We start from the raw sequence: 22,657 nt of genomic DNA, 5'->3' as shown, positions 1-22,657 counted from the left end.
GCTCAGCGCACGACGTCGAAGACCTGCTTCACGACACCGTTGGAGTACGCCTCGAACTCCACGAGGTCGAGCCGCGTGTAGGGGTCGCCGTCGCTCGCGAAGAGGCGCTTGCCGGCACCGAGCAGGATCGGAAACACGAGCAGGTGGTACCGGTCGACGAGACCGGCCGCGGCGAGGCCCTGTGCCAGGGTGGCGCTGCCGTGCACGATGATGGGGCCGCCTTCGCCCTCCTTGAGCTTCGCGACCTCGTCGAGCGACCGCAGTACCCGCGTGTTGCTCCACTCGGGGTCGGACAGCGTCGACGACACGACGTACTTCGGCATCGCGTTGTACTCGGCGAAGTCCTCCATCGACGGCCAGACCGGCGCGAACTCGTCGTAGCTCACTCGCCCCATGAGCATCGCGCTCGCTTCGAGCTGCTCGCGGCCCTTGATCTCGTAGGCCTCCTCGACGAACGGCACGTCCTTGAAGGTCCAGCCGGCGCGCGGGTGCGAGCCGCCGCCGGGCGAGTCGATGACGCCGTCGAGGCTGATGAACTCGCTGACGATGAGGGTGCGCATGATGGATTCCTTCCAGAGCCGGTATCTCCGCTCTCATTCTGGACGTCGAACGTGGACGGCCGAGATCGACATCCGCGCCGGACTCGGCTGCATCGATGTCGGTGGCACGGCATACCGTCGGCCCATGAGCGAGTTGCGACCCTTCGAGCTTCATGTCCCCGACCAGGTCATCGACGACCTGCGAGACCGCCTCGCGCGCAGCAGGGTGCCCGACGATTCGCCGCGGCGCCCGCCTTCGGGAATGTCCGCCGAGTACCTGCGCGAGCTCATCTCCGAGTGGGCCGTCTGGGACTGGCGGTCGCGCGAAGCCTGGCTCAACGGACATCCGCAATTCATCGCCGACATCGGCGACGCCGCGGTGCACTTCGCGCACTTGAGATCAGAGCGAGCGGATGCCCCTGCACTCCTCGTCATGCACGGCTGGCCGCACACCTTCGCCCTGCAGCTCGATTTCGCCGACCGACTCCCCGACTTCCATGTCGTCGTCGCGAGCCTGCCGGGGTTCGCATTCTCCTCGCCGTACGCGACGGGTGAGATGACCGAGAAGCGGCTGGCCGCAACCATGCACGCACTGATGACCGAGGTGCTCGGCTACGAGCAGTACTTCACGTACGGCGAAGACGTCACGGCCAACGTGAGCGACCTCATCGCGGCGCGCTACCCCGAGCACGTCGCGGGCATCGTTGCAACGCACGCGCATTTCCCGACTTCCGATGAGCGGGCCGAGCTCACCGAACCCGACGAACGGGCGTTCTTCGACGGCGTCGCTGCACGGCATGAGACCGACGGTGCGTACGGCCACGTGCAGGCAACGAGACCCGACACACTCGCGTTCGCCCTCAACGACTCCCCCGCCGGCCTGCTCGCGTGGCTCGCCGAGAAGCTCGTCGAGTGGAGCGACACACCGCCGGGCGATCCGAGCGCCGTCGAACGACGCATCTCGAGGGAGCGCATCCTCACCGAGGCGATGATCTACTGGGTCACCGAGACGATCGTCTCGTCGTTCCGCCCGTACTACGAGGGCGCCGACCAGCCCGACTCGATTCCCGCGAACTCGGTGCCCGCTGCCGTCTTCATCCAGCGGCACGAAGCGACGTATCCCGAGTCGCTCGTGCGTCGGCACTACCTCGACCTGCGCGAATTCGACCGTCTCGACGAGGGCGGCCACTTCACCGTCGCCGAGGTGCCCGACGAGATGGCGGCGCGCGTGCGGCGGTTCGTGCACTCGCTCGGCTGAGCGGGTTCGACGAGCCCGCGCGAGCAGACGGCTCAGAGGCCGATCAACGCGGCGATGCCCTTCGTTTCCCAGAGGTGCGGTGAGTGCGTGACCCCGTGACGCCAGAACGGATCGTCGATCACGACCGATGTCACGTTCCGCCTCGTCGGGATCCATTGTCCGCGCCCCGCGAGGCCGAGCACGATGTCCCACTTCAGGCGTACATCGGCGGCAGCACCGACTACGCCGATCGCAGCGATCACGTGCGGTGACGACGGCACGCTCAACAGCACGAGCCGCCCGATCGGCGCACCCGCGTTGACCGCTCGTGCCGCGACCTCGCCGCCGTAGCTGTGGGCGAACACGATGTCGATGCCGACCGGCCCCGAGCCCGGATCGTCGATCCAGTCGACGAAGCGGTCGCCCGCGAGCTCACGGTCTGAGTCCTTCAGCTTGCCGCTCCACGCGAACGAGCGCCCGCCTGCATAGGTGTTCGGACGCAGTGTGCTGAGCGCATAGTCGTGGAAGTCGCCGCCCGGGTACCACCACTCGCCCTTCCATCCCCACGTACCGTGCACGAGCGTCGACACCAGTGTCTGGCCGGTCGGAATGCGAGGTTCGATCGACGGCACCCCGAACTCGTCGGTATCCGGTTCACGCAGGCCGAAGGCTGCCGCGAACTCGAGAGTGACGGGATCGTCGGACGAACGGGCGAGCATCACGCGAAGCGCCGCGAGCCACGTCGCGATGTCTCCGGCTTGCTCAGGCGACTCGGCGGAGTCGACCCAGTCGGTGCTGAACTGCTCCCACGCCGGGCCATTCCACGGGAACCGCAGCGCGTCGTCGAGCGGGTCGGCCGTCGACGCCGAGAGCGCGAGGTTCAGGAACCAGTCGGGGCTGCGGCCGGTTGCGAACGAGAACTCGCGGCACGGCGGCGACACGACCTCGGCGCCCGGCTCGTCGAGAATGCCGATCGCCGCCGCGATGGACTCCCGCTCGGATCGGCCGCAGAGCCCGCCGACGAGGAACGCGAGCCGCGCTGCCAGATCGCCGTCGTTGAGTCGCTCCCAGGCGAAGAGCCGACTCTCAGGAGGAGAGAAGTCGCGTGCCCGCTCGGCGAGGAAGGCCAGCTCGGAACGACGCGAGGGATCGCCCTCCCGCAGGGCGTCGAACGGCGCCCGGGTGAAGCCGAAGGTCTCGGCCTCGTGCAGCAACTCCCCCGCCGCCCGCTGGTGCGCCGAGGTCAGCAGACCGGCGATCGTGTATCTCGAGGTATTCGTACCCTCTGCGTCCTCACCCGCGATGAGCGCTTCGGGTTCCGCGAGTACCGCGTACTGCTCGAGCAACGGATCGAACGCCACCGGCTCACCAATGGACATGACTCCACCTCGTTCCGCTCACGACAGCACGTTCAGTCACGGCAGGCTCGACTCACGGCAGGCTCGAGTCACGGCAGGTCGACCGAGTCGCTGTAGACGAGCCGCCGCCCGCGCTGCGGCACGATGAGCAGCACAGCCGGCAGCCCGATCGTGTCGCCCTCGTGCAGTTCGTACTCGGCGATGCGCACGCGCAACCGGTCGCCGTCGACCCGTTCGGGCAGCCCGACGGCCCCCGCCCACTCGACCTCGCCGTACCGGTGGTTGCGGATCGCGGCGAGCCCCATCCGAACGTCGAGTTCGACGGGTACGCCCACCACCTGCCAGTCGAGGTCGCTCGTCGCTCCGCCGGCGAGCCGCTCGACCCAGGCCTCGACCCGCCGAGAGGCGCGAACCTCGGCGGCGAGGGTCGGCAGGGCGTTCGCGTGTTCGGGTACCCCGACGGGGCCGGCCAGCGTGACCGCGACCGCGCGGCCGTCGGGGGTGGCGACGAAGGTCGCGTCACGGCGCGGCAGGGTCTGGGCGAAGTCGGCATGCACGACGGGTGAGATCTCCTGGCCGACCACGGAGTGCGGCTGGTAGCGGGCGAGTGCGAGCTGCACGAGCGGCGTGTACGCGTCGCCCGTCTCGAGCTGGATGTCGCAGAACCAGAGCTTGCGGTCGGCGTCGAACTCGGGCTCGTGGCCGACCACGGTGACCCGGTCGTCGACCTCCGCCAGCCGCACCGTGCCGACTGCGCTGCGCAGCGGGAACTGGTGCGCGAACGGCCCTGCGGGCAGTGGTTCGCCGGCGAACACGGGATCGGTGCCCCACACGCTCGTGAACCTGCGCCCCTCGGGCCCGGTGCCGGTGAAGAGCGGAAAGAACTCCGTGAGGATGCCCGACGTCACCGAACTCTCGATGCCGGCGAGAAGGTCGAGGTCGGCGCGGCGGGCCGCGGTGACTGCGCGGTCGCTCGCGACGAGGAAGCGCTCGAGGTCGTCACGCGCTCGAATGCGTGCACCCGGCTCGACCGCCTGCCGGCGCATCCGCTCGGCCGTCGAGCGCATCTGCGCGGCGAGCTGCTCCCCCGCGGGCTTTGCGGCGTTGACCGTTGCGCCCTGCCGTTCGAGCACCTGCCGCGACCAGGCGTCGGCGAGCGCGGGCGACTCCGTGTCGCCCAGCACCCCGCGCGCCACGTCCGCGGCCCACGAGATCCACGGCTGCCGGGCGAGCACGACGCCGAGCAGTTCGTCGGGCCCGCTGGAGAACCACGGCCGGCCGAGGTAGACCCGAAGGCCGGCGGCTGTGCGCACGCGCCGCACCGCGAACGGCGCCTCGACCTCGATGCGTTCGGTTCGCCACTCCCACGTCGGCACCAGGTACCGCACATCGGGCGGGGCAGGGCGGGCGCTCGACGGCACGTCGACCTGCAGCGTCGACCCGACCGAGGTGATGAGCTCGGGGTCATCCGTGATCTGCGGTGGAAAGTACTCGCGGAACCGGGTCGTCGCGCGCGGCGTGTAGTCGACGTAGCGGTGGCGGGTGTCGCCGAACTCGTGCCGCACCTCGTGGCGCGGGCCGAACAGCCCGGCAGCCGGCCCGCTCGTCGGCCACATGAGCGCGTCGATCTCGCTCGTCTCGAGGTCGAAGTCGGCGACGTGCGCGCGCTTGCGCTCTTCGCGCGGCGCGGGCTCGAGCACGTCGTCGACCGGGTCGTTCCAGGCTGCATCGAGGTCGATGCGGCCCGTGCTCGCTGCGTGGTTGTGCACGGTGCCGGGCAGCAGCGAGAACGTCGCCCCGGCGTCACGCCGCGAACCCGGGCCCAGTCGGATCTCGGGCGGCTCGAGTGGCTTCTCGACCGCGTGCACGAATGTCAGTTCGGTGAACGGCGTGAGCATCCAGTGCCGGCCTCGGCGCACCGTCTCGCGCTGCTCGGCACTCGCCGGCGCTTGGTGCTCGTCGATGAGGCGCCACACGCGCATGAGTTCGACGTCGGGGCCGTCGAGGAAGGAGCTGAGCCGCACCGTCGCGAGGGTCGCCTTCGGCAGCGACACCGTGAGCGTGCGGACCGCGTCGTCGAGGGCCGGGGGCGAATCGCCCTCGACGACGCGGAGCAGTACGGGCCGGCGGTCGAACCAGTCGTCGGGTTCTCCGGGCCACCGCAGCAGCCGGGTCGGCGGAGTGCCGACGACGTCGCCGCCTGCGCCACCGCCACCGCCGGCGCCCGCGGTGTCGCCCGGCAGTGTCGTGAACGAGATGCCCCTCGCGAGCGGATCGGGCAGGTACGGAAGCGGGAGCGAACGGTTCGGGTGCACGACGTACTGGCCGTCGGGCAGCACCTGCTCCTTCGTACCGTCGAGCGTCGACGGCATCTCGAGCTTGCTCACGACCCGGCCGCCGGGCAGTGTCAGGTAGCTGCCCGCCTCCCGGCCCGCGATCGCGAACTGCGCGGTGACCCCAGCCGGGTCCCCGGCGAGCGCGGCATCGAGCAGACCGTGGATCTCGGCGAGCTGGACGCTGCCGATCGGCGCAGCCACATTGCGCTCGTTCTCGACGCGATACACAATGCCGAGATCGCCGGATGCCGCGTGCCCGGACAGCGTGCGCACACGGTCGAGCTGCACGTAGTCGCCGACCGGCACGTCGAGCGTCGAGCGGATCACGAGGCGCATGAGCGACTCGCCCTCGGTGAACTCCGTCAACGGCACGATAGCCGGCGAGGGCACTGGCTCCCATCGCTGGTAGGTCTCGTCGAGCTCGCGCTCGTGCGCCTCGTCGAGTTGCTCTTCGGGAATCGACCGCCCCGACAGGTCGACCGCCCGCACCCGCACCCGGTAGCGGCGCCCGTACCGCAGCCGCGGCAGTGAGCCCGGCTGCACCGAGAACCGCGCCGCCAGCGGAAAGCCCGTGTCCGCGACATCCGGCGGCTCGGCCTGCGGGTCGACCGGCCGCGTCTCGTTCACGATCTTGCCCGGGCGTTTGACCGCGAGCGACCAGCCGTCCCACCCGCCGAGCGTCTCGTGGAAGTACTGGTCGGCGGTCGGCTCGGCCTCGTTCGCCGACGTGCTCGCGGCCTTCAGATACCCCTCGTCGGGCTCGGGCTGCACCGCGAGCGGCGTCGGCGCATCACCGGGCGCGACGAGCAGGTACTCCCCTTGCCGCCGGTGCAACGAGAACCACTCGCGACCACCGGATGCCTCGTCCTGCACGTCGATGCGCCAGCCGCGCGTGACGTCTGCCGCGTTCAGGCGAGCGGATGCCCCGCCGCCGCGATTGGTCTCGTGCTGCGCCGAGGCGTCGAACTGCTCGACGAGCCCGCCCGCCCGATCGTGGCGGGCGATGATGAGCCCTGCCGACTTCAGCGCGGGCAGTGACGACGCATCGTCGGTCATCGAGGGTGCGTTGTTGTTGCGGCCGGCGCTGTCGCGCAGCTCTGCGTCGGTGCGTTCGAGCTCGGCAAGCAGCGTCGTCACCTTGAGCGCCGAGCCGTCGGGATCGAGCTGGTCGACGAGGAACCGGCGCTCGTCGTCGACCACGAGGCTGCCGTCGACCACGTCGGGCGACTCCGCCCGCGACGCGGGCGCCCACACGCGGTCGGAGTAGTGCGCATTCGTGATCGGCCGTGCCGCGGCATCCGTCATGAGCGACTCGAGCACTCCGCCGTTCGTGCCCGCGACGAGCTGGATGCTCGTGAACTCGTCGATGGCGGGGTCGTCCTTGATCCAGACGTCGATCGCGAGGCCGAGGTGGCGCAGCAGCTCGGGGTAGTCGGCGCAGCGCGCGACGAAACTGTGGAACTCGGGCGGCGTCGGTGCGGGCGGCGGGGCGAGCGCGGTGGCGTCGTCCCATGGGTCATCCGTTCGGTCGTAGAACGCGGCAGCGGCGGCGAGCGCGACCGCCGGACGCTCGGCCGGCGGCACGTCGTCGATGCGGAGATACCGGCCCTTCGGATCGGAATCGCCGCGGAGTTCGGCGAGGTACCGTTTGATCTCGCGTCGGTGCCCCTGCTCCCACCGCTCGAGCACCGTGCGCGGCGAACGCAGCTCGATGAGCTTGCCCTGCAGCGGCCCACGGGTGATCGCGGGGAACGAGGTCGGGCTCGCGACCGCGATCGTCTGGTAGAGCCCGGTGATCGCCGAAGCGACCTCGTCGACCGAGTACGAGTGCACGACGGCCTGCTCGAAGTGCTGGAAGCCGGCGTCGCCGACGCTCGTGCGACCGAACAGCCGCTCCCACAGCTCGGGGTCGGGCACGATCGGGTCGTCGAGCTGGAACGCCTCGACCTGCCCGATACCGTCGACGTCGAACACGAATCGCGCGTCGAGTACGGTCTTCGGCCAGTTCGCGAACGCCTCGAACGAGGCGAGCTCGGCCAGTACGCCGCTGCCGGCGGGCGCCCCGGTGTCGAGCTTCGGCGTGACGAAGACCGTCACCTTGAGCTGGCCGTTCTCGCGCAGGCGCCCCGCGGGAATCGCCGTGAAGATCGCCGCTTCCGCCATCTCTGCCCCTCACACTGCTTCGACGGCGAATGCCCGGCAGTACTCGGCCCACGGGTCGCGGGCCGAGCCGAGTTCGTCGGTGTACGCACCCATGGTGTCGACGAAGGTCGGATCGCCGGATGACCCGGCGAACTGCTTCTCGCAACTCACCGACACCGAGAACGACACGAAGCACACCGACACCTCGATGCTGATCGATGCCTTGCCGACGGCTTTCGCGCTGCTCTCGCCGCCCGGGCCCGAGATCGACCGATAGCTGAGCTCGAGGTAGAGCTCGATCGATGCCGAGATGAGCCCCAGCACGTCGACCTCGCCGCGGGCCCGGAAGTAGCCGGTGAGCAGCACGCTCTGCGCGTCGCCGTCCTGCTCGAGACGGAAGTAGATGCCCGCCATCACCGAGAGGCTGCCGGATGCCACGACGAAACTCATCTCCACGGCGGCACCGAACTCGAACGCCGCCTCGACGACCTTGACGCCCTTCGGCGAGATCGTGATCGCGAAGAACCCGCCGCCGGCGAAGAACGCGACCGCGAGGCGGAACGGGTTCTCGCGCGTCGCGAAGAAGAAACGGAACTCGAGGGACTCCCCGATGAACGGCACCGACAGCTCGGCGCCGAGGTGGATGTTCGTGAGCGAGAAGACGCCGACCGCGAGATCCGGGATGGCGAGGTCGAACCCGGCCTTCAGCCCACTCGGCTCGATGTCGAGGTACGGCGGGTCGCTGAACCCATCGAACGGGATGATCTCCTTCAGCGTCTCGACGAAAGCGAGCGGGCCCAGGAACTCGATGCCGTCGCCATCGCGGAGTTCGACGTTGACGTCGGGCTTTCGGCCAGGCGCGACCGAGAACTCCATCACGGTCACGTGGATGGCGATGAACTTCGTGCTGCCGAGCAGCAACAGCGTGAACGGCGGCAGCGAGCACGAGACGAGCGCCGAGGGCTCACCCGAACCGAGCGGAGCCTGCACCTCGCTGACGAGGCGGAGCCGCCGATCGCCCTCGGGCTGGAACACCGGCGGCGAGATGCCCGACGGAGCCCAGGGTTCGAGCTCGGTCTCCCACTCGAGCCGGGCGCTCACCCGTTCGGGCAGCAACTGCCCCGTCGCGAGCTGTTCGATGAGCCCCACGATCGTCGGCAGTTCGGTCGCGAGCGCGTGCAGTCGCTCGAACAGGGCGAGGGCGCGTTCGATCTCAGCGCGCGGCAGCGGCAGCGTCACGGCCGGCACACGGAGGGCGTCGCGCAGCTTCGTCGCCCGGTCGCTGATCGTCGTGAGCAGCCCGAGGAAGTCCTGCGGTGGATGCGGCGCCTGCGAGAACAGCACCATCGCGTCGCCGAAGTCCTGTGCGGCATCCGCGAGTTCAGTGGCGGCCTGCGACACCGCGGCCGCCTGCGCCGTGAGCGCTGCGGCGTTCTTGACGACGAACGCTCGGGCTTCGGAGACCGACTGCCCGAGCCCCACCACGGTGTTCACCGCCTGCGTGACGAACTTCGGCAGCCGGCTGCCCGAGGCGGGCAACAACTCGGCGAGCGGGAGGATGCCGAAGAGCTTCGCGGCATCGAGTCCGAACATGCCGCCGACATCGAAGGATGCCGCGTTCTGGGCGAGTTTCGTGAGGTTCCCGCCGACCGGGCCGACCTGCCGAGCGAGCGCGGTGACGTCGACACTCGGGCTCACGAACCCGCCCGATTTGTCGGATTGCGATGAGAATCCCATCGTCTCGCCGGCGGTCGACGGTTCGCCGTCGGGTTTCGCGAGCTGCAGGAAGAGTCCGCCTTCGTTGCCGGCATGGGTCGGCCCACTGCCGAAGCCCTTCGCGCGGTACGCGGTCGCGTAGGTGAGGTCGACGGGTGCCGACTGCCCGGTGAACGCGCTCATCGCCGGCACGGCGGCGCGGGCCAGCCGCATCACCGGCAGTACGAAGTTCGTGGCCTTCTCGGTGGTCGCGGTGTCGAACTCGGCGTCGAAGGTCACCGAGGCGGTCGAGAGGGTGGTGTCGTCGGGGTCGAGCGGGGGTGCGAACACGACCCGCTGGCCGCGCATGTCGTAGGCCGGCGAGACCGTATTCGCGGCGCCTCGCGCCGCCTCGCGGTCGGCCTGCGGTTGCTCGAAGACCGTCTTCTCGACGAAGAGCAGCGGCCCCTCGAACTCGATCAGCCGGTTGCCCACGTCGTTCGCGAGCATCCGGAACATGAAGGGCTCTTGCCCCGGCTCCGAGTTCGCGCCGACGGCGCCGTCGACGGCCGCGATCTCGGGCACGAAGATCTGCCCGTTCGCCACGAGCGGCTGGCCGTCGGGGCGGGTGAGCCGCCGCGGCGAGGCGAGCGGCGGGGTGGCTGCGGTGAGGATGCGTACCCAGCGGAACGGCATTCGATTGTCGAACTTCGCCATGCCGCTCGCGAGGAACCGGCGCTCTGGCTGGCGCACGACGACGAAGAGCCGCTGGTAGAGCGTGGCGCGGCCGTCGTCCTTCACGCGCCGCTCGGTGACCTTCACGAGCGAGGCTCGATGGCCGAACGGCAGCAGCACGCCCTGGTAGACGACCTTCACGTAGTGGTCGCGGCCCATCGTCGCACGATGCTTCCACTCCTCGATCGACAGGCCTGTCGGCGGCGAGAGATGCACCTCGCTCGCGAGCCACCCGCCGACCGCGGTCAGCATGAGCCGCTCGACCGGCACCGCCCGGGGAGTGTAGCCGCGCGACCACCGATGGTTCGAGGTGAGATGCACGAGCTGCATGCGATCGCGCACCGAGAGCGTCGCCCGGAACGGTGGCAGCGTCGCCGGGTTGCCGAAGTCCTCGTCGGGCACGGGGAAGGCCGCCGTCTTCTCCGCCGGTCCCTTGCCGGAGGTGAAGTCGCGCGTCCACACCGCGCGCACAGTGCGGGTCGCCGGCTGCTCTTCATCGACGGGCGGCGGTGCCGCCGGGTCGAGGTCTGCCGCAGCATCCGTGCGCGAAGCCAGTCGAGAATGCCACAGTTCGACGCGCCCGTGGTGTTCGACCTCGCCGAGTGCGTGCGTGAACGCCCCGCGCGCGTGGGGGCTCAGCTGCAAGCGCCACGGCAGTTCGAGCGCAGTCTCGGTCGAGACGGGCTCACGCGGCAGCGGCGGCCGCAGGTCGGGAGTGAACACCGGACCGAGTTCGATGCCGGGTCGCAGGTCGGTCGCCACCGCCGCGACCGCGGAGGATGCCCCGAAGCGTGCCTCGAGCTCGGCGGCCGTGCGGCGCAGCCGGGCGGCCTCGGCGATCTCGGTGAGCTCGAGGTCGCGCACCGTGATGCGTCCGAGCGCCGAAGCGCGGCGCGCCGGCGAGAGTTTCGCGACGCTCACTCGGGCGGTCGACACGCGACGGGCCGCAGCGGTCCGAACCGCCCGCACCCGCGAGGCGACCGAGACGATCGCGCCGAGCTCATCGGCCAGTTCATGCCAGTGGAGGCTGAGGGGTGCGCCCTCGGCATGCGGCACGACGCTGAGCGGCAGCACCCGCATCGCATGCAGGAGGCCGGCCTCGCTGTAGAGGATTCGCTCGCGGGTGACGAGGTAGGCGATGCGACTCGCGCGGGCGATGCGGGCTGCGACCGGGTAGTCGGGCACCTCTGCCCCGCCGGGGTCCTTCATGCGCCCCTCTTCGCCCGGAGGAGTCGGCGAGGCGGTCTTGAACGTGGCCGCCGGGCCGCTCGGGTCGAAGAACGCCTGCTCGAGCAGGTGCTGCGGACCGAAGCCGGCCATGAGGAACGCCGGTGCGTTCGACGAACGGCGTGCGAGGTGCGGCACACCGTCGACGTCGATGCGGGCGAGGTTCACGAACCGGAACTCCACCCGGAGCAGATCGCCCGGGCGCAGCACGGTCACTCGTGGCAGGGACTCGGGGGCGGCAGCGCCGGAACCTCCGACGCCGCCGATCCGACCGACCTGTCCGATCTGTCCGACCTGTCCGATCTCGAGTTCGCCGATCGGAATCGTCACCGCGTCTGCGCGCACGAACACGCGGCTGAACGCCGCAGCGAATCGGGCATCGATCTCAGCCATGGATCCCCCTCCGCGATCCGCACGACCTATGGCCGCGGCGTGACGATCGTCGTTGCGGCGATCCCCCGATCTCGGCGCACGGGTCCCCTCCGGCGCTCGAGCGGGTTCAGACTACTCTCGCGCCGGGGTCGCGTATGCCCCTCTTCCAGGGGGAGGTGAGCGTCATATCAGCACCAGACTCCTCGTCACTCGGCGTCACGCGGCGTCACGGGCGTCGCCGGTTCGGGGCCGGCAGGGAGCCGAAAGCGCCCTCCGACCGACATATGCCGTCATGAGCATTCACAGTGCGACACGCAGCGCCCATCGCACCGAGCGATCACTAGCGTCGTGCCATGCACCGAACCCGAACTGCGCCCGCGCCCGCCGAAACCAACCGCGCCGAGGCCGGCACCGGAGCGCGCCGTGGCTGACATCGACTGGCTCTCCGTCGCTGCCCTCGCCCTGATCGGCGTGCTCTTCGCGGGGCTCTTCCTGCTGCGCCGCGCGGGAGCGAAGTTCACCCTGCTCACCGTCGTCGCGCTCGTCGTCGGCATCGGCGTCGGCATCGCGTTCCAGGGCCACCTCGACTACGTCGACCCGATCGGCTCGATCTACGTCAACGTCATCACGGCGGTCGTCGCGCCGCTCATCATCATCTCGGTGCTCTCGAGCGTCACCTCGCTCGGCAGCCTCGCGAAGCTGCGCACGATCGGCCTGAGCTCGGTCTTCTGGCTGCTCACGACCAACCTCATCGCGATCCTGCTGACGCTCGGCCTCGCACTGGCGACGGGCATCGGCAAGGGCGCGAACCTCGACATCACGGGCGTCGAAGGCAGCTCCGCGCTCACCGGCCTACTCGCCCCGCTCGACGAGGTCATCGTCGGACTCTTCCCGCACAACGTCGTCGGCGACATCTCGGCGAACAACATCATCGCGATCATCCTCTTCACCCTGCTCATCGCGGTGTCGTACCTGATCGTCGCCGACAAGAACGCCGAGGAGGTGCGCTCGTTCAAAGAGTTCGTGGATGCCACGCGCCGCGTGCTCTTCAAGGCCGTCGGCTTCATCATCGCCCTCACCCCGTACGCGGTGCTCGCACTCGTCGCAGTCACCACGTCGACGGCGGTCGCCCGCATCGAGACGGCGCTCTCGCTCGTCGGCGTGCTCGTCATCGCGCTCGTGGCCGCCTTCGTCGATACCTACCTCGTGAACGGTGTGCTGCTGCGAGTGTTCGCCGACGTGAACCCGCTGCGCTTCTTCCGGTTGCTCACGCCCGCCCAGTACACGGCCTTCACGACGCAGTCGAGCATCGGCACCCTGCCGCTCACGATCTCGACGCTCACCCGCAAGATCGGCGTCTCCGACGAGGTGGCCGGTTTCACGGCCCCGATCGGCACGACCATCGGCATGCCCGGATGCGCCGGCATCTGGCCGACCCTCGTCGCGGTGTTCACCGTGAACGCGCTCGGCATCGAATACACGCCGCTCGACTACGTCGTGCTCGTCGTGCTGGGGTTGCTCGTCTCCCTCGGCACGGCGGGAGTGCCGGGCACGGCGATCGTCACCGCCACGGCGGTGCTGACCGCCGTGGGGCTGCCCGTCGAGGTGCTCGTGCTGCTCATTCCGATCAGCGCCATCGCCGGCACCGCGAGCACCATGGCCAACGTCACGGCCGCGGCCACGAGCGCCACGATCGTCGCCCGTCGCGCCGGCGCGCTCGACGACGAGATCTTCGCCGGTCGCGCGACGCATCGCGACGAGCTCGAGAACGAGCCCGAACTCGCCACCCACCGCTGACGCGGCCTCCCAGAAGGAAGAATCCCTATGACTCCCCGACTCCGCGGCCTCAACCGCCTCCGTGTCTTCGCCGCGAGTCTCGTGCTCGCGATCACCGTGCCGACGTTCGTGCTCATCGGCAGCGGGCCGGCCTCCGCTGCCGGCGACGTGTGCGATCTCTGCTCGATCAACTTCGACCTCGGCGCGTGCGAGAACGCCGGCGGCTACCCCTACGACAGCACCCAGGAAGACCCGCCGCCCGCGATCGGCGGTGGAACCGCACCGGCCCCAGCCCCAGCCCCTGCTCCCGCTCCGGCGCCCGCACCGGCCCCCGCGCCTGCTCCAGCGCCCGCACCTGACCCGAACACCGGTACCTCAGGCGGCACCACGTCGAACCCGTCGGAGTCGGGAGCGGCCACCGACGTCGCACCCGCCGCCGTCGCCGCGACCGCGCCGCTCGCCCCGGCTGCACCGCTCCTCAGCGTCAAAGGCACAGCGCTCACCGTGAGCTGGGCGGCACCCGCCGACGGCGGCTCGCCCGTGACGGGCTACAAGCTGTCGCTCAACAAGGGCACCGCGATTCCGCTCGCAGCCGGCGCGACTTCGCACACGTTCACGGTGCTGGGCGCAGGGGTCTACACCGCGACCCTCGTCGCCACGAACGCGGTCGGCGAGTCCGCCGCGTCGAGCGCATCGAAGTCGGCGACCATCACGGCGGCGACCGCGAAGCCCCCGACCGAGGCGGCCGTATCCGCTGCAGCTTCGAGCAGCAACGGCGCACCGGATTGGCTCGCCGGCGGCGGCATCCTCATCGGCCTCGTCGCGGTGGGCGCACTCGCCCTGCTCGGCCAGCGGCTCCTGCGCCGCCGCAAGGCGAACGGTGTCGACGGTGACCACCGCCAGGGCGACGAGCCCGCCGAGACATCCGTGACCGTATGACCAGCCCGGCCCCTCTCCCGACGAAAGGAAGCAAGGTGCCCGACCACCTCCGCCCCACCCTGAGGCGGGCAGCGATGCTGACCGCACTCGCGATCGCCGGCACGGCCGTGCTCGGCGGAGTCGCGGCTGCCCCGGCTGCGGCCGCTCCCGCGCCGGGCACAACCGACACCGTCGACTGGTTCGATGACGCCTACGAGGGCCTCGGCCCCGACAGCGTCTACGAGAGCGTGACCTTCGAGCGCTTCGAGTTCCTGCTCGGCCAGGACGGCCGGTTCGCGTTCCTCGTCGGCGGACCCGAAGACCCGCAGACGGCCGCGACGATCGGCGCGATCAACGAGGTGGCGAAGGGCGCCGGCGTCGAACGCATCTACAACTTCGACCCGCGACTCGACGGCGACCGCCTCGACATCCGCTCGACGACGAACGCCGACGTCGCGCCGCTCTGGGCGCGCCTCGTGACCGAGTACCTCGGCAAGGACACGCAGACGCCTTTCGACGGCACCGACGATCCCACGCTCTTGGTCTACGACACGTCGCACACCGAGGGCGGCGTGGAAGACCGCATCGTCTCGGCGATCACCACGCCCGTCACGGCGGAGCAGCTCGCAGACCCCGCCGCACTCGCCGCCTATACCGCCGAGGTCACCGCCGTGCTCGGCTCGGCGGCCGAGCTCGACACGAGCGACCAGTTCACGTTCAACGAGCGGGTCGTCAACGCCAAGCACGCCACGGCGTACCAGGGCAAGCCCGAGTACGGCGGCGCGACGGTGCTCGACGACGACGACGCCGACTGGCGCGTGCAGACCGTCACGTACCCCGAGCTCGTGAACATCCTCGAGAGCGACGGCGACCACGTGCTCTTCTTCGGCGGCACCTGGTGCCACAACACGCGTGCCTTCCTGAAGGAGGTCAACCGTCAGGCCGTCGCGAACGGCGTCGAGAAGGTGTACTTCTTCGACCTGCGACTCGACGGCAACTCGGGCAACGATCTGCACATCCGCGACACCGGCTCGGAGTTCGCCGACCTCTACGGCGACCTCGTCACGCAGTACCTGCCGAACCTCGTCACACAGTACGTGCCCGTCGTCTCAGGCCAGGTCGACTTCTACCCGGGCGGCGACCGCGAGCAGGCGCTCGCGACCGCGAAGAAGCTGCAGGTGCCCTACGTGCTCGAGTACAACCGCGGACGCACCGTCGACGGCCAGGCCGCACCGATCGTGCAGCAGTGGATCCACGACAACGGCGACGGCACCTACAAGGAGTACATGACCGAGTGGTGGTACGTGAACGACCTGCCCGGGCGCTACGCCGACCGGCCCGACCCCGCCGGTCTCGCCGCGCAGCTCGCGTTCGCCGACGAGGGAATCGCGGCACTCGACACGTTCTTCGGCGCGCTGCCCCGTGAGTCGGATGCAGTCGCGACCGTACCCTCTGCACCTGATGCGCCCGACGCATCAGTACGCGACACCTCGGTGACGGTCTCGTGGGCTGAGCCCGCCGACGGCGGGTCGCCCGTCACGAGCTACCGGGTCGCACTGAACGGCGGCGCCCCCGTCTCCGTGCCGGCCGGCACGACGGAGCACACCTTCACGGCGCTGCCCGGCGGCGATTACACCGCGACGGTCGCCGCGCGGAACACCGTCGGCACCTCGGCCGCCTCGGCGGCCTCGGACGCCGTGACGGTCGAAGGCCCGCCCGTGGTCGACCCGACCACGGTCAAGGGCTCGGTCTCAGTCACGGGTGACCTCGTGCCGGGCGGCGACATCACGGTCGTCGGCGCCGGTCTGGCACCGGGCGTCGGCGGCTTCTCGGTCGAACTCCACTCGACGCCGCAGACGCTCGGCACCGCGACGACGGCCGCCGACGGCGGCTTCACGTTCACCGGCACGATCCCGGCCGCGACGCCCGCGGGTGCGCACTCGATCGTGGTCACGATCAACGGCGTCGAGGTCGCGCGTTCCTCGATCACGCTCGCCTCAGCCGCGTCAGGGGCCGCCGGAGTGGCGGGAGCATCGGCGGCCGACGCCGGCCTCGCCTCGACGGGTGCGCCGCTCGTCGATCTGCTCAGCTGGCTCGCGCTCGGGCTGATCGCCGTCGGCGGCGCCGCATTCGCGGTCGTGCGGGTTCGCGCACGTCGAGCGAGTGAGCAGCACTGCAGAGGAGTTATGCGGATGTCTCGGTGCCGGTGTTCGTCTCGGCAGCCGCGTCGGAGTCGGTAGCCGCGTCGGAGTCGGTAGCCGCGTCGGAGTCGGTAGCCGTGTCAGCGTCGGCGGGGGCGTCTGCCGGCTCGACGGCGCCGCTGCGCCGCACGCCCGTGAAGGTCAGCACGAGCACCATCACGGCACCGGCGAAGATCGCGATGTCGGCCACGTTGCCGATGAAGAGGTTGCCGTAGCCGATGAAGTCGACGACATGCCCGCGGCCGAAGCCCGGCTCGCGGAACAGCCGATCGCCGAGGTGGGTGGTGGCGCCGCCGAGGAGGAGTCCGAGCGCGATCGCCCAGCCACGAGAGCGCACCGGCCACGAGAACGCGATGATGGCGAGGACGCCCACGCCCGCCAGGATCGCGAAGACCCACGTGAAGTCGGAGCCGATCGAGAACGCAGCACCGGGGTTGTAGACGAGCTGGAAACGGATCAGCTCACCGATCAGCGGAACGGACACCCGCTCCTCGAGTGCGGACTCGGCCCACCACTTCGAGCCCTGGTCGATGAGCAGCACGAGTACGGCGAGCAGTGCGATGAACCAGAACAGGCGCGGCTTCACCGTGCTTTCGAGGGCGGGAGCGGGCGGCGGCACTGAGGGGTCGGAACTCACCGCTCCATTATCCTTCGCATGAGATGCCCGTGTCGCCCACCGTCACAGGGTGACCGCTAGGCTTCATCGCAGTGACACGGGGTGCCGTGCAGCGCTTCACGAAGCGGGCATGGCTGAGAACACACCCGTCGAACCTGATCTAGTTCGAACTAGCGAAGGGATGTCGCGATGAGCGATCGTCTGCCAACCGACCCTGCCCGGCACAGCGCCGAGCTCCTGACCCTCGTGCGCGCGGCGACGCCGCTCGTGCAGTGCATCACCAACAGTGTCGTCACCAACGTGACTGCCAACACCCTGCTCGCCCTCGACGCGGCCCCGGCCATGGTCGACATCCGTGGCGAGGCCGGGATCTTCGCGCGAATCGCGTCGGGGCTGCTCGTGAACCTCGGCACGCCGCACGAGGAGCAGCGAGATGCCGCCCGCGAGGCGGTGGCCGCGGCATCCGAGGGCGGTACGCCCTGGGTACTCGACCCCGTCGCCGTCGGCGGGCTGCCCGTGCGCACCGCGTTCGCCCACGAGCTGCTCGCGCAGCGCCCCACCGTGATCCGCGGCAATGCGAGCGAGGTCATCGCCCTCGCCGGCGCCGGCGGTGGCGGACGTGGCGTCGACGCCTCCGATTCGACCGAGTCGGCAGCGGATGCCGCGGCTCACCTCGCCCGGGCGCACGGCTCCGTTGTTGCGGTGTCGGGCCCGATCGACCTGATCACCGACGGCCGGCGGGTTGCCCGGGTCGCCAACGGCGACGTGCTGCTCACCCGGGTCACGGGCGGCGGTTGCGCCCTCGGCGCCGTCACCGCGGCCTTCCTCGCGGTCGCCGACGACGCGTTCTCCGGCGCCGTCGCAGCGACGCTCGTCTACACCGTGGCGGCCGAGATCGCGGCAGCGCGTGCCGCCGGACCGGGCAGCTTCGCACCGCTGTTCCTCGATGCCCTCGCGCAGGTGTCGGCCGATGAGGTCGCCGAGCGGGGCCGGGTGCAGCTCGTCGAGGTCACCGCTGACCCGTACACCGCGGTCGCGGCCGAACTCGCGTCCGTGGCAGAGCCCTCGACGTCGGTGCGGTCGTGACGGCGCGCACGGCGCTCGATCTCTCGGTCTACCTCGTCACCGATGCGGCACTCTGCGGCCCGCGGGGCGTGGCGTCGGTCGTGGCCGATGCCGTCGACGGTGGAGTACGAGTGGTGCAACTGCGCGACAAGCTCGGCTCCTCGACGGAGCTGCTGATGCTGCTCGAAGAGCTGTGCGCCGCGATCGACGGGCGGGCGACGCTGCTCGTGAACGACCGGCTCGACGTCGCCCTCGCGGCGCGGGCGAGCGGCTTGCCCGTCGACGGCGTGCATCTCGGCCAGGGCGACGCCGCGGCGGCGATCGCGCGTGAGCGGCTCGGACCGAACGGCGTCGTCGGCCTCACCGCGAACACCTCGGCCCACTTCGAGGCCGTACGACGGATGCCGCGTGGCACGGTCGACTACCTGGGCGTCGGCGTGATCCGGCCCACCGCGACGAAGCCCGATCATCCGCCGGCTCTCGGCGTCGACGGGTTCGCGCGACTCGCGGCCGAGGCCGAGCTGCCGTGCGTCGCGATCGGCGGCATCACTCTCGACGATGTCGCGGCGCTCCGTGACGGCGGCGCCGCCGGGGTCGCCCTCGTGTCCGCGATCTGCGCCGCCGCCGACCCCCGCGACGCTGCGCTGCGCTTCGTCGACGCTTGGGCGGCCACCGCGCCACCGCGCCACCCCGCGACCGCCGCGTCTCGGCGGCCCGGCGATGAGTGAAACGATCAGCCGAGCGGTCGACGCCGGCGCCGGGACATCCGTTCGCCTCGAGCTCGACACCACCACGCCCCCGCGAGAGCACCGCGCGCCCGGCGCCCGCAGCGTACGGAGCGAGCGGCGCGTGCCGCGCGTGCTCAGCATCGCCGGTACCGACCCGACGGGCGGTGCCGGCATTCACGCCGACCTGAAGTCGATCGCCGCCGTCGGCGGCTACGGCATGGCAGCGGTGACCGCGCTCGTGGCTCAGAACACGCGGGGCGTGCGCAGCGTGCACCTGCCGCCGGCGTCGTTCCTCGCCGAGCAGCTCGACGCGGTCAGCGACGACGTGACGATCGACGCGGTGAAGATCGGCATGCTCGCCGACGCCGAGATCATCGGCACGGTCGACGACTGGCTCGCGCGCACGAGGCCCGAGATCGTGGTGCTCGACCCCGTGATGATCGCGACGAGCGGCGACCGACTGCTCGACCCGACCGCCGAGCAGGCACTCCGCGCGCTCATCCCCCGGGCGCACCTCATCACGCCGAACCTGCATGAACTCGCCGTGCTCGCCGGCGAGCCGCACGCACTCACCTGGCCTGCGGCGCTCGAGCAGGCCCGACGAGTCTCGCGCGAGTTCGGCGTACTCGTGCTCGCGAAGGGCGGCCACCTCGACGGCGACGACGCTCCCGACGCGCTCGTCGACGCCGAGACTGGCACGATCGTCGAGTTCCCTGGCGTTCGCATCGAGACCACAGCCACGCACGGCACGGGGTGCTCGCTCTCCTCCGCGATCGCGAGCCTTCGCGCAGAGCTCGGAGATTGGACCCTCGCGATCGTCGAGGCCCGCCGGTGGCTGCGCGAATCGCTGCGGCATGGCGAAGCGCTCGAGGTCGGCGGCGGGCACGGGCCGATCAGCCACTTCGCGGGGCTCTGGTCACGGAGCGGGGTACGCACCGCGCCGACACCCGCCGAGGTCGAGGCGGAGTGGTGGGCGTCGATCCACGACCTTCGCTCGGCGATCGACGGGCTCGCGTTCATCCGCGGGCTCGCCGACGGCACCCTCGAGCGACCCACGTTCCTCCACTACCTCGCGCAGGACGCCCTCTACCTGCGCGACTACGCACGCGTGCTGGCCGACGCCTCGCGTCTCGCGACGGATCCCTCGGAGCAGGCGTTCTGGGCGAACGCCGCGCACGGCTCCCTCGTCGGTGAGCTCGAGCTGCACGAGACGTGGCTCGCATCGGCCGGAGCATCGACATTCGCGGCCGAGCCCGATGCCGCGACGACCGCCTACCTCGATCATCTACTCGCCACCGCCGCGCGCAGCGACTACGCGGTGCTCGCCGCCGCCGTACTGCCCTGCTACTGGATCTACGTCGACCTCGGCGAGCGGCTCGCGGCCGGCGTCTTCGGTGCGACGGCGACGGCGACGGCGACGGCGACGGCGCATCCGTATGCCTCGTGGCTCGCGACGTACGCCGACCCCGCGTTCGCCGTCGCGAACCGCGAGGCGATCGACATCGTCACGCGCCTGGCGGCGGGTGCGACGCCCGAGACGCGCGAGCGGATGCGTCGGGCGTTCCGCCGATCAGCCGAGCACGAGCTCGCGTTCTTCGCGTCGGCGCTCGGCGAGGGGTGAGCGAGACTCGAATCTCGAGTCGGCCGCGGGAGGATCGCAACGAGACCTCCGGCCTCCGCGCAGCATAGGGTGGTCGCACCCGCCCGGCTCTGTGCCGGCACCGATCCAACGACGAGGTGGCAATGAGTCAGGCAACGCCCGACGTGCAGCCCTCCCGCGAGTACCTGGCGACCGATGCCGGCCAGGCTCGACCGCTGCGCGGCTGGCACCTGCTTCTGTTCGGCGTGGCCTCCGCCGCGCTCGGCCTGCTGCCGTGGCTGATCACGGGCATGCGCCTGCCGCTGCAGAATCTCTGGGCGACCGACACCCTGCCCGATGAGATGCCGATCGTGCTGCTGCCCTTCAGTCAGTACTCCCTGTCGCTCATCGCCACGCTCATCATCATCGGTGCAGCGGTCGCCGGGCTCGTGGGGCGTTCCACGCGCGCCCGTGCGCAGCGCGGCGGGTTCATGATGCTGCTCGCCGGCGTGCTCCTCGTCGATGTCGTCGCGATCCTCCAGACCACCAGCTTCGTCGCCGCAGGCCTGCGAGACGACCAGTGGTCGCTCGTGTACCTCGCCGCGGTCATCGCCGTTGCGATCCTCGCGGTCGTCGTCGGACTCGGCGTGCTCTCGCTCGTCGCCCGAGCACCGCGAGCAGGCGCGGTCATCGGCCTCTCCGTTGCGGCGATCCTCTCGGCCGGCTGGCTGCACGCGCTCCTCTCGCCGGGGGGTCCCGCGTTCGCGGGCGAGCCTGCCTGGCTCTGGGACGCCGTTCGCTGGGTGCCGGCGGTGCTCGTCGGCGCGGCGATCGCTTGGGGCGGAGTCGAAACGGTCGGCCGAATCGTCGCGGCGATCGCGAGCCTCGCGATGCTCTGGGTCGGCCCCGCGCTGATCACCGCGGTGTCGAGCGCGGCCGGAACGCGGGTACTCGCCGGCCACCCCGGTGAGATGCTCGACTACGGGGTCAGAGTGTTCCGCATGGCACTCACCGAACCGAGCCTCGTCGTGGCGCCGCTCGCGACGGCGATCGGCGTCGCCGTGATCGGACTTGTCGCGCGCATGCTGCTCGGTCGGCCAGCACGGGCCGGCCGCGACGCATCCGTCGTCTGATCGACCGTCAGGCGGCCCGTTCTCTGTGCGGCCCTACTGGGCGGGCGGCAGGGAGGCGAGTGCCGCGAGCACTCGCGACACCGACCCGCCGAGGTTCCACTCGGCACCGCGCGCTTCGAGGGCTTCACGGCGCGCTCCCGTAACCGGGTGCAGCCGGGAGTCGAACTCCCCGAGGTCGAGGTCGCGCACGACCTCGACGACGGTCGGGGCGACGTCGAGATAGTCGGAGGCGGCAGCGAACTTCGCGCGAACACTCGCCGACATCGCCGCCGTGGGATCCGCTGCCGCCGCCCTGATGCCGTCGAGGTCGACGAACTCCCGCAAGAGCGACGCAGCGGTCTTCTCACCGACGCCCGCAACGCCGGGCAGCCCGTCTGACGAGTCGCCCCGCATGACCGAGAAGTCGACGTACTGCTGGGGCAGCACGGCGTACTTCGCGACAACCGAGGCATCGGTCAGCACCTCGAGCTTGCTCATGCCGCGAGCGGTATAGATGACCCGCACGGATGCCTCGTCGTCGACGAGCTGGAACAGGTCGCGATCGCCCGTGACGACGTCGACGGGCATCTCGGCGCCCGTCGCGAGAGTGCCGATGACGTCGTCGGCCTCGTACTCAGGCGCCCCGACAACGGCGATGCCGAGCAGGCCCAGCACCTCGCGGATGCGCGGAATCTGCACGATGAGACCCGGTGGGGTCTCCTCGACGTCGACGCCGCCGGGCACGGCACGCGCGACGCGGTGCGCTTTGTAGCTCGGAATGAGCTCGACCCTCCACGCCGGGCGCCAGTCGTCGTCCCAGCAGGCGACGAGGTTCGTCGCCTCGAAGTCGGGGACGAGGCGCGCGATCATGTCGAGCAGCCCGCGCACGGCGTTGACGGGGGTGCCGTCTGGCGCGGTGATCGAGTCGGGCACGCCGTAGAACGCGCGGAAGTACAGCGAAGCGGTGTCGAGGAGCATCAGTCGGTCGGCCACAGGCCGATCATGGCACGATGCGGCTCCC

General features: G+C 70.6%; 14 protein-coding genes and 1 riboswitch. Of the genes, 8 read left to right on the top strand and 6 right to left on the bottom strand.

What is annotated here, in order from left to right:
- Positions 1–2: 2 nt before the first annotated feature.
- Positions 3–560, bottom strand: coding sequence for a dihydrofolate reductase family protein (locus tag AC1C2U_RS18480; protein WP_495363234.1), 558 nt, complete (start codon positions 558–560; stop codon positions 3–5).
- A gap of 124 nt (positions 561–684) precedes the next feature.
- Between AC1C2U_RS18480 and AC1C2U_RS18475 the strand changes: the two genes are divergently transcribed.
- Positions 685–1,797 (top strand): epoxide hydrolase family protein, encoded by a 1,113-nt coding sequence (locus AC1C2U_RS18475; protein ID WP_495363233.1) that lies wholly within the window; start codon positions 685–687, stop codon positions 1,795–1,797.
- A 32-nt stretch (positions 1,798–1,829) separates the two neighbouring features.
- On the opposite strand, the gene AC1C2U_RS18470 is transcribed toward AC1C2U_RS18475, so the two are convergent.
- The 3 genes from AC1C2U_RS18470 to AC1C2U_RS18460 form a co-directional block, all read right to left on the bottom strand.
- Positions 1,830–3,155: a hypothetical protein gene (locus tag AC1C2U_RS18470; RefSeq protein WP_495363232.1), complete on the bottom strand. Its 1,326-nt coding sequence runs from the start codon at positions 3,153–3,155 to the stop codon at positions 1,830–1,832.
- Between the two features lie 68 nt (positions 3,156–3,223).
- Entirely contained in the window at positions 3,224–7,633 is a 4,410-nt protein-coding gene (locus AC1C2U_RS18465; RefSeq protein ID WP_495363231.1) for a hypothetical protein, read from the bottom strand.
- A 9-nt stretch (positions 7,634–7,642) separates the two neighbouring features.
- Positions 7,643–11,662 carry a hypothetical protein gene (locus tag AC1C2U_RS18460; protein ID WP_495363230.1) on the bottom strand — a complete coding sequence of 1,340 codons (4,020 nt, stop codon included), beginning with the start codon at positions 11,660–11,662 and terminating at the stop codon, positions 7,643–7,645.
- Positions 11,663–12,064: 402 nt separating this feature from the next.
- Between AC1C2U_RS18460 and AC1C2U_RS18455 the strand changes: the two genes are divergently transcribed.
- The 3 genes from AC1C2U_RS18455 (at position 12,065) to AC1C2U_RS18445 (ending at position 16,575) form a co-directional block, all read left to right on the top strand.
- Positions 12,065–13,438 carry a dicarboxylate/amino acid:cation symporter gene (locus AC1C2U_RS18455; protein ID WP_495363229.1) on the top strand — a complete coding sequence of 458 codons (1,374 nt, stop codon included), beginning with the start codon at positions 12,065–12,067 and terminating at the stop codon, positions 13,436–13,438.
- 27 nt (positions 13,439–13,465) lie between these two features.
- A complete protein-coding gene (locus AC1C2U_RS18450; protein WP_495363228.1) occupies positions 13,466–14,356 on the top strand; it encodes a fibronectin type III domain-containing protein in 891 nt (296 codons plus the stop codon).
- Between the two features lie 74 nt (positions 14,357–14,430).
- Positions 14,431–16,575, top strand: a complete 2,145-nt coding sequence (locus tag AC1C2U_RS18445; RefSeq protein WP_495363227.1) for a fibronectin type III domain-containing protein — start codon at positions 14,431–14,433, stop codon at positions 16,573–16,575.
- Here the strand turns inward: AC1C2U_RS18445 and AC1C2U_RS18440 are convergent.
- The gene (locus tag AC1C2U_RS18440) at positions 16,520–17,173 is read right to left on the bottom strand and encodes a signal peptidase II (protein ID WP_495363226.1); all 654 of its coding nucleotides are present in this window, start codon (positions 17,171–17,173) and stop codon (positions 16,520–16,522) included. The two genes, AC1C2U_RS18445 and AC1C2U_RS18440, sit on opposite strands and share 56 nt — an antisense overlap.
- A gap of 67 nt (positions 17,174–17,240) precedes the next feature.
- Positions 17,241–17,351, top strand: a riboswitch (TPP riboswitch).
- Here AC1C2U_RS18440 and thiM point away from each other — a divergent pair.
- The 4 genes from thiM (at position 17,342) to AC1C2U_RS18420 (ending at position 21,657) form a co-directional block, all read left to right on the top strand.
- On the top strand, positions 17,342–18,238 hold the full coding sequence (thiM, locus tag AC1C2U_RS18435; protein WP_495363225.1) for a hydroxyethylthiazole kinase: 897 nt from the start codon (positions 17,342–17,344) through the stop codon (positions 18,236–18,238). It overlaps the preceding riboswitch by 10 nt.
- Positions 18,235–18,945: a thiamine phosphate synthase gene (thiE, locus tag AC1C2U_RS18430; protein WP_495363224.1), complete on the top strand. Its 711-nt coding sequence runs from the start codon at positions 18,235–18,237 to the stop codon at positions 18,943–18,945. Before thiM ends, thiE begins: the two co-directional genes overlap by 4 nt.
- Positions 18,938–20,566, top strand: a complete 1,629-nt coding sequence (locus tag AC1C2U_RS18425) for a bifunctional hydroxymethylpyrimidine kinase/phosphomethylpyrimidine kinase (RefSeq protein WP_495363223.1) — start codon at positions 18,938–18,940, stop codon at positions 20,564–20,566. Before thiE ends, AC1C2U_RS18425 begins: the two co-directional genes overlap by 8 nt.
- A gap of 122 nt (positions 20,567–20,688) precedes the next feature.
- Positions 20,689–21,657, top strand: coding sequence for a hypothetical protein (locus AC1C2U_RS18420; RefSeq protein WP_495363222.1), 969 nt, complete (start codon positions 20,689–20,691; stop codon positions 21,655–21,657).
- A gap of 33 nt (positions 21,658–21,690) precedes the next feature.
- Here the strand turns inward: AC1C2U_RS18420 and AC1C2U_RS18415 are convergent, their stop codons facing one another.
- Positions 21,691–22,629, bottom strand: coding sequence for a 5'-3' exonuclease (locus AC1C2U_RS18415; protein WP_495363221.1), 939 nt, complete (start codon positions 22,627–22,629; stop codon positions 21,691–21,693).
- Between the last annotated feature and the right edge of the window lie 28 nt (positions 22,630–22,657).

Source organism: Agromyces sp. Y575 (genome assembly GCF_059445445.1).
Note: the sequence above shows the minus strand (reverse complement) of the source record. Positions and strands in the feature narration are given on the sequence as shown.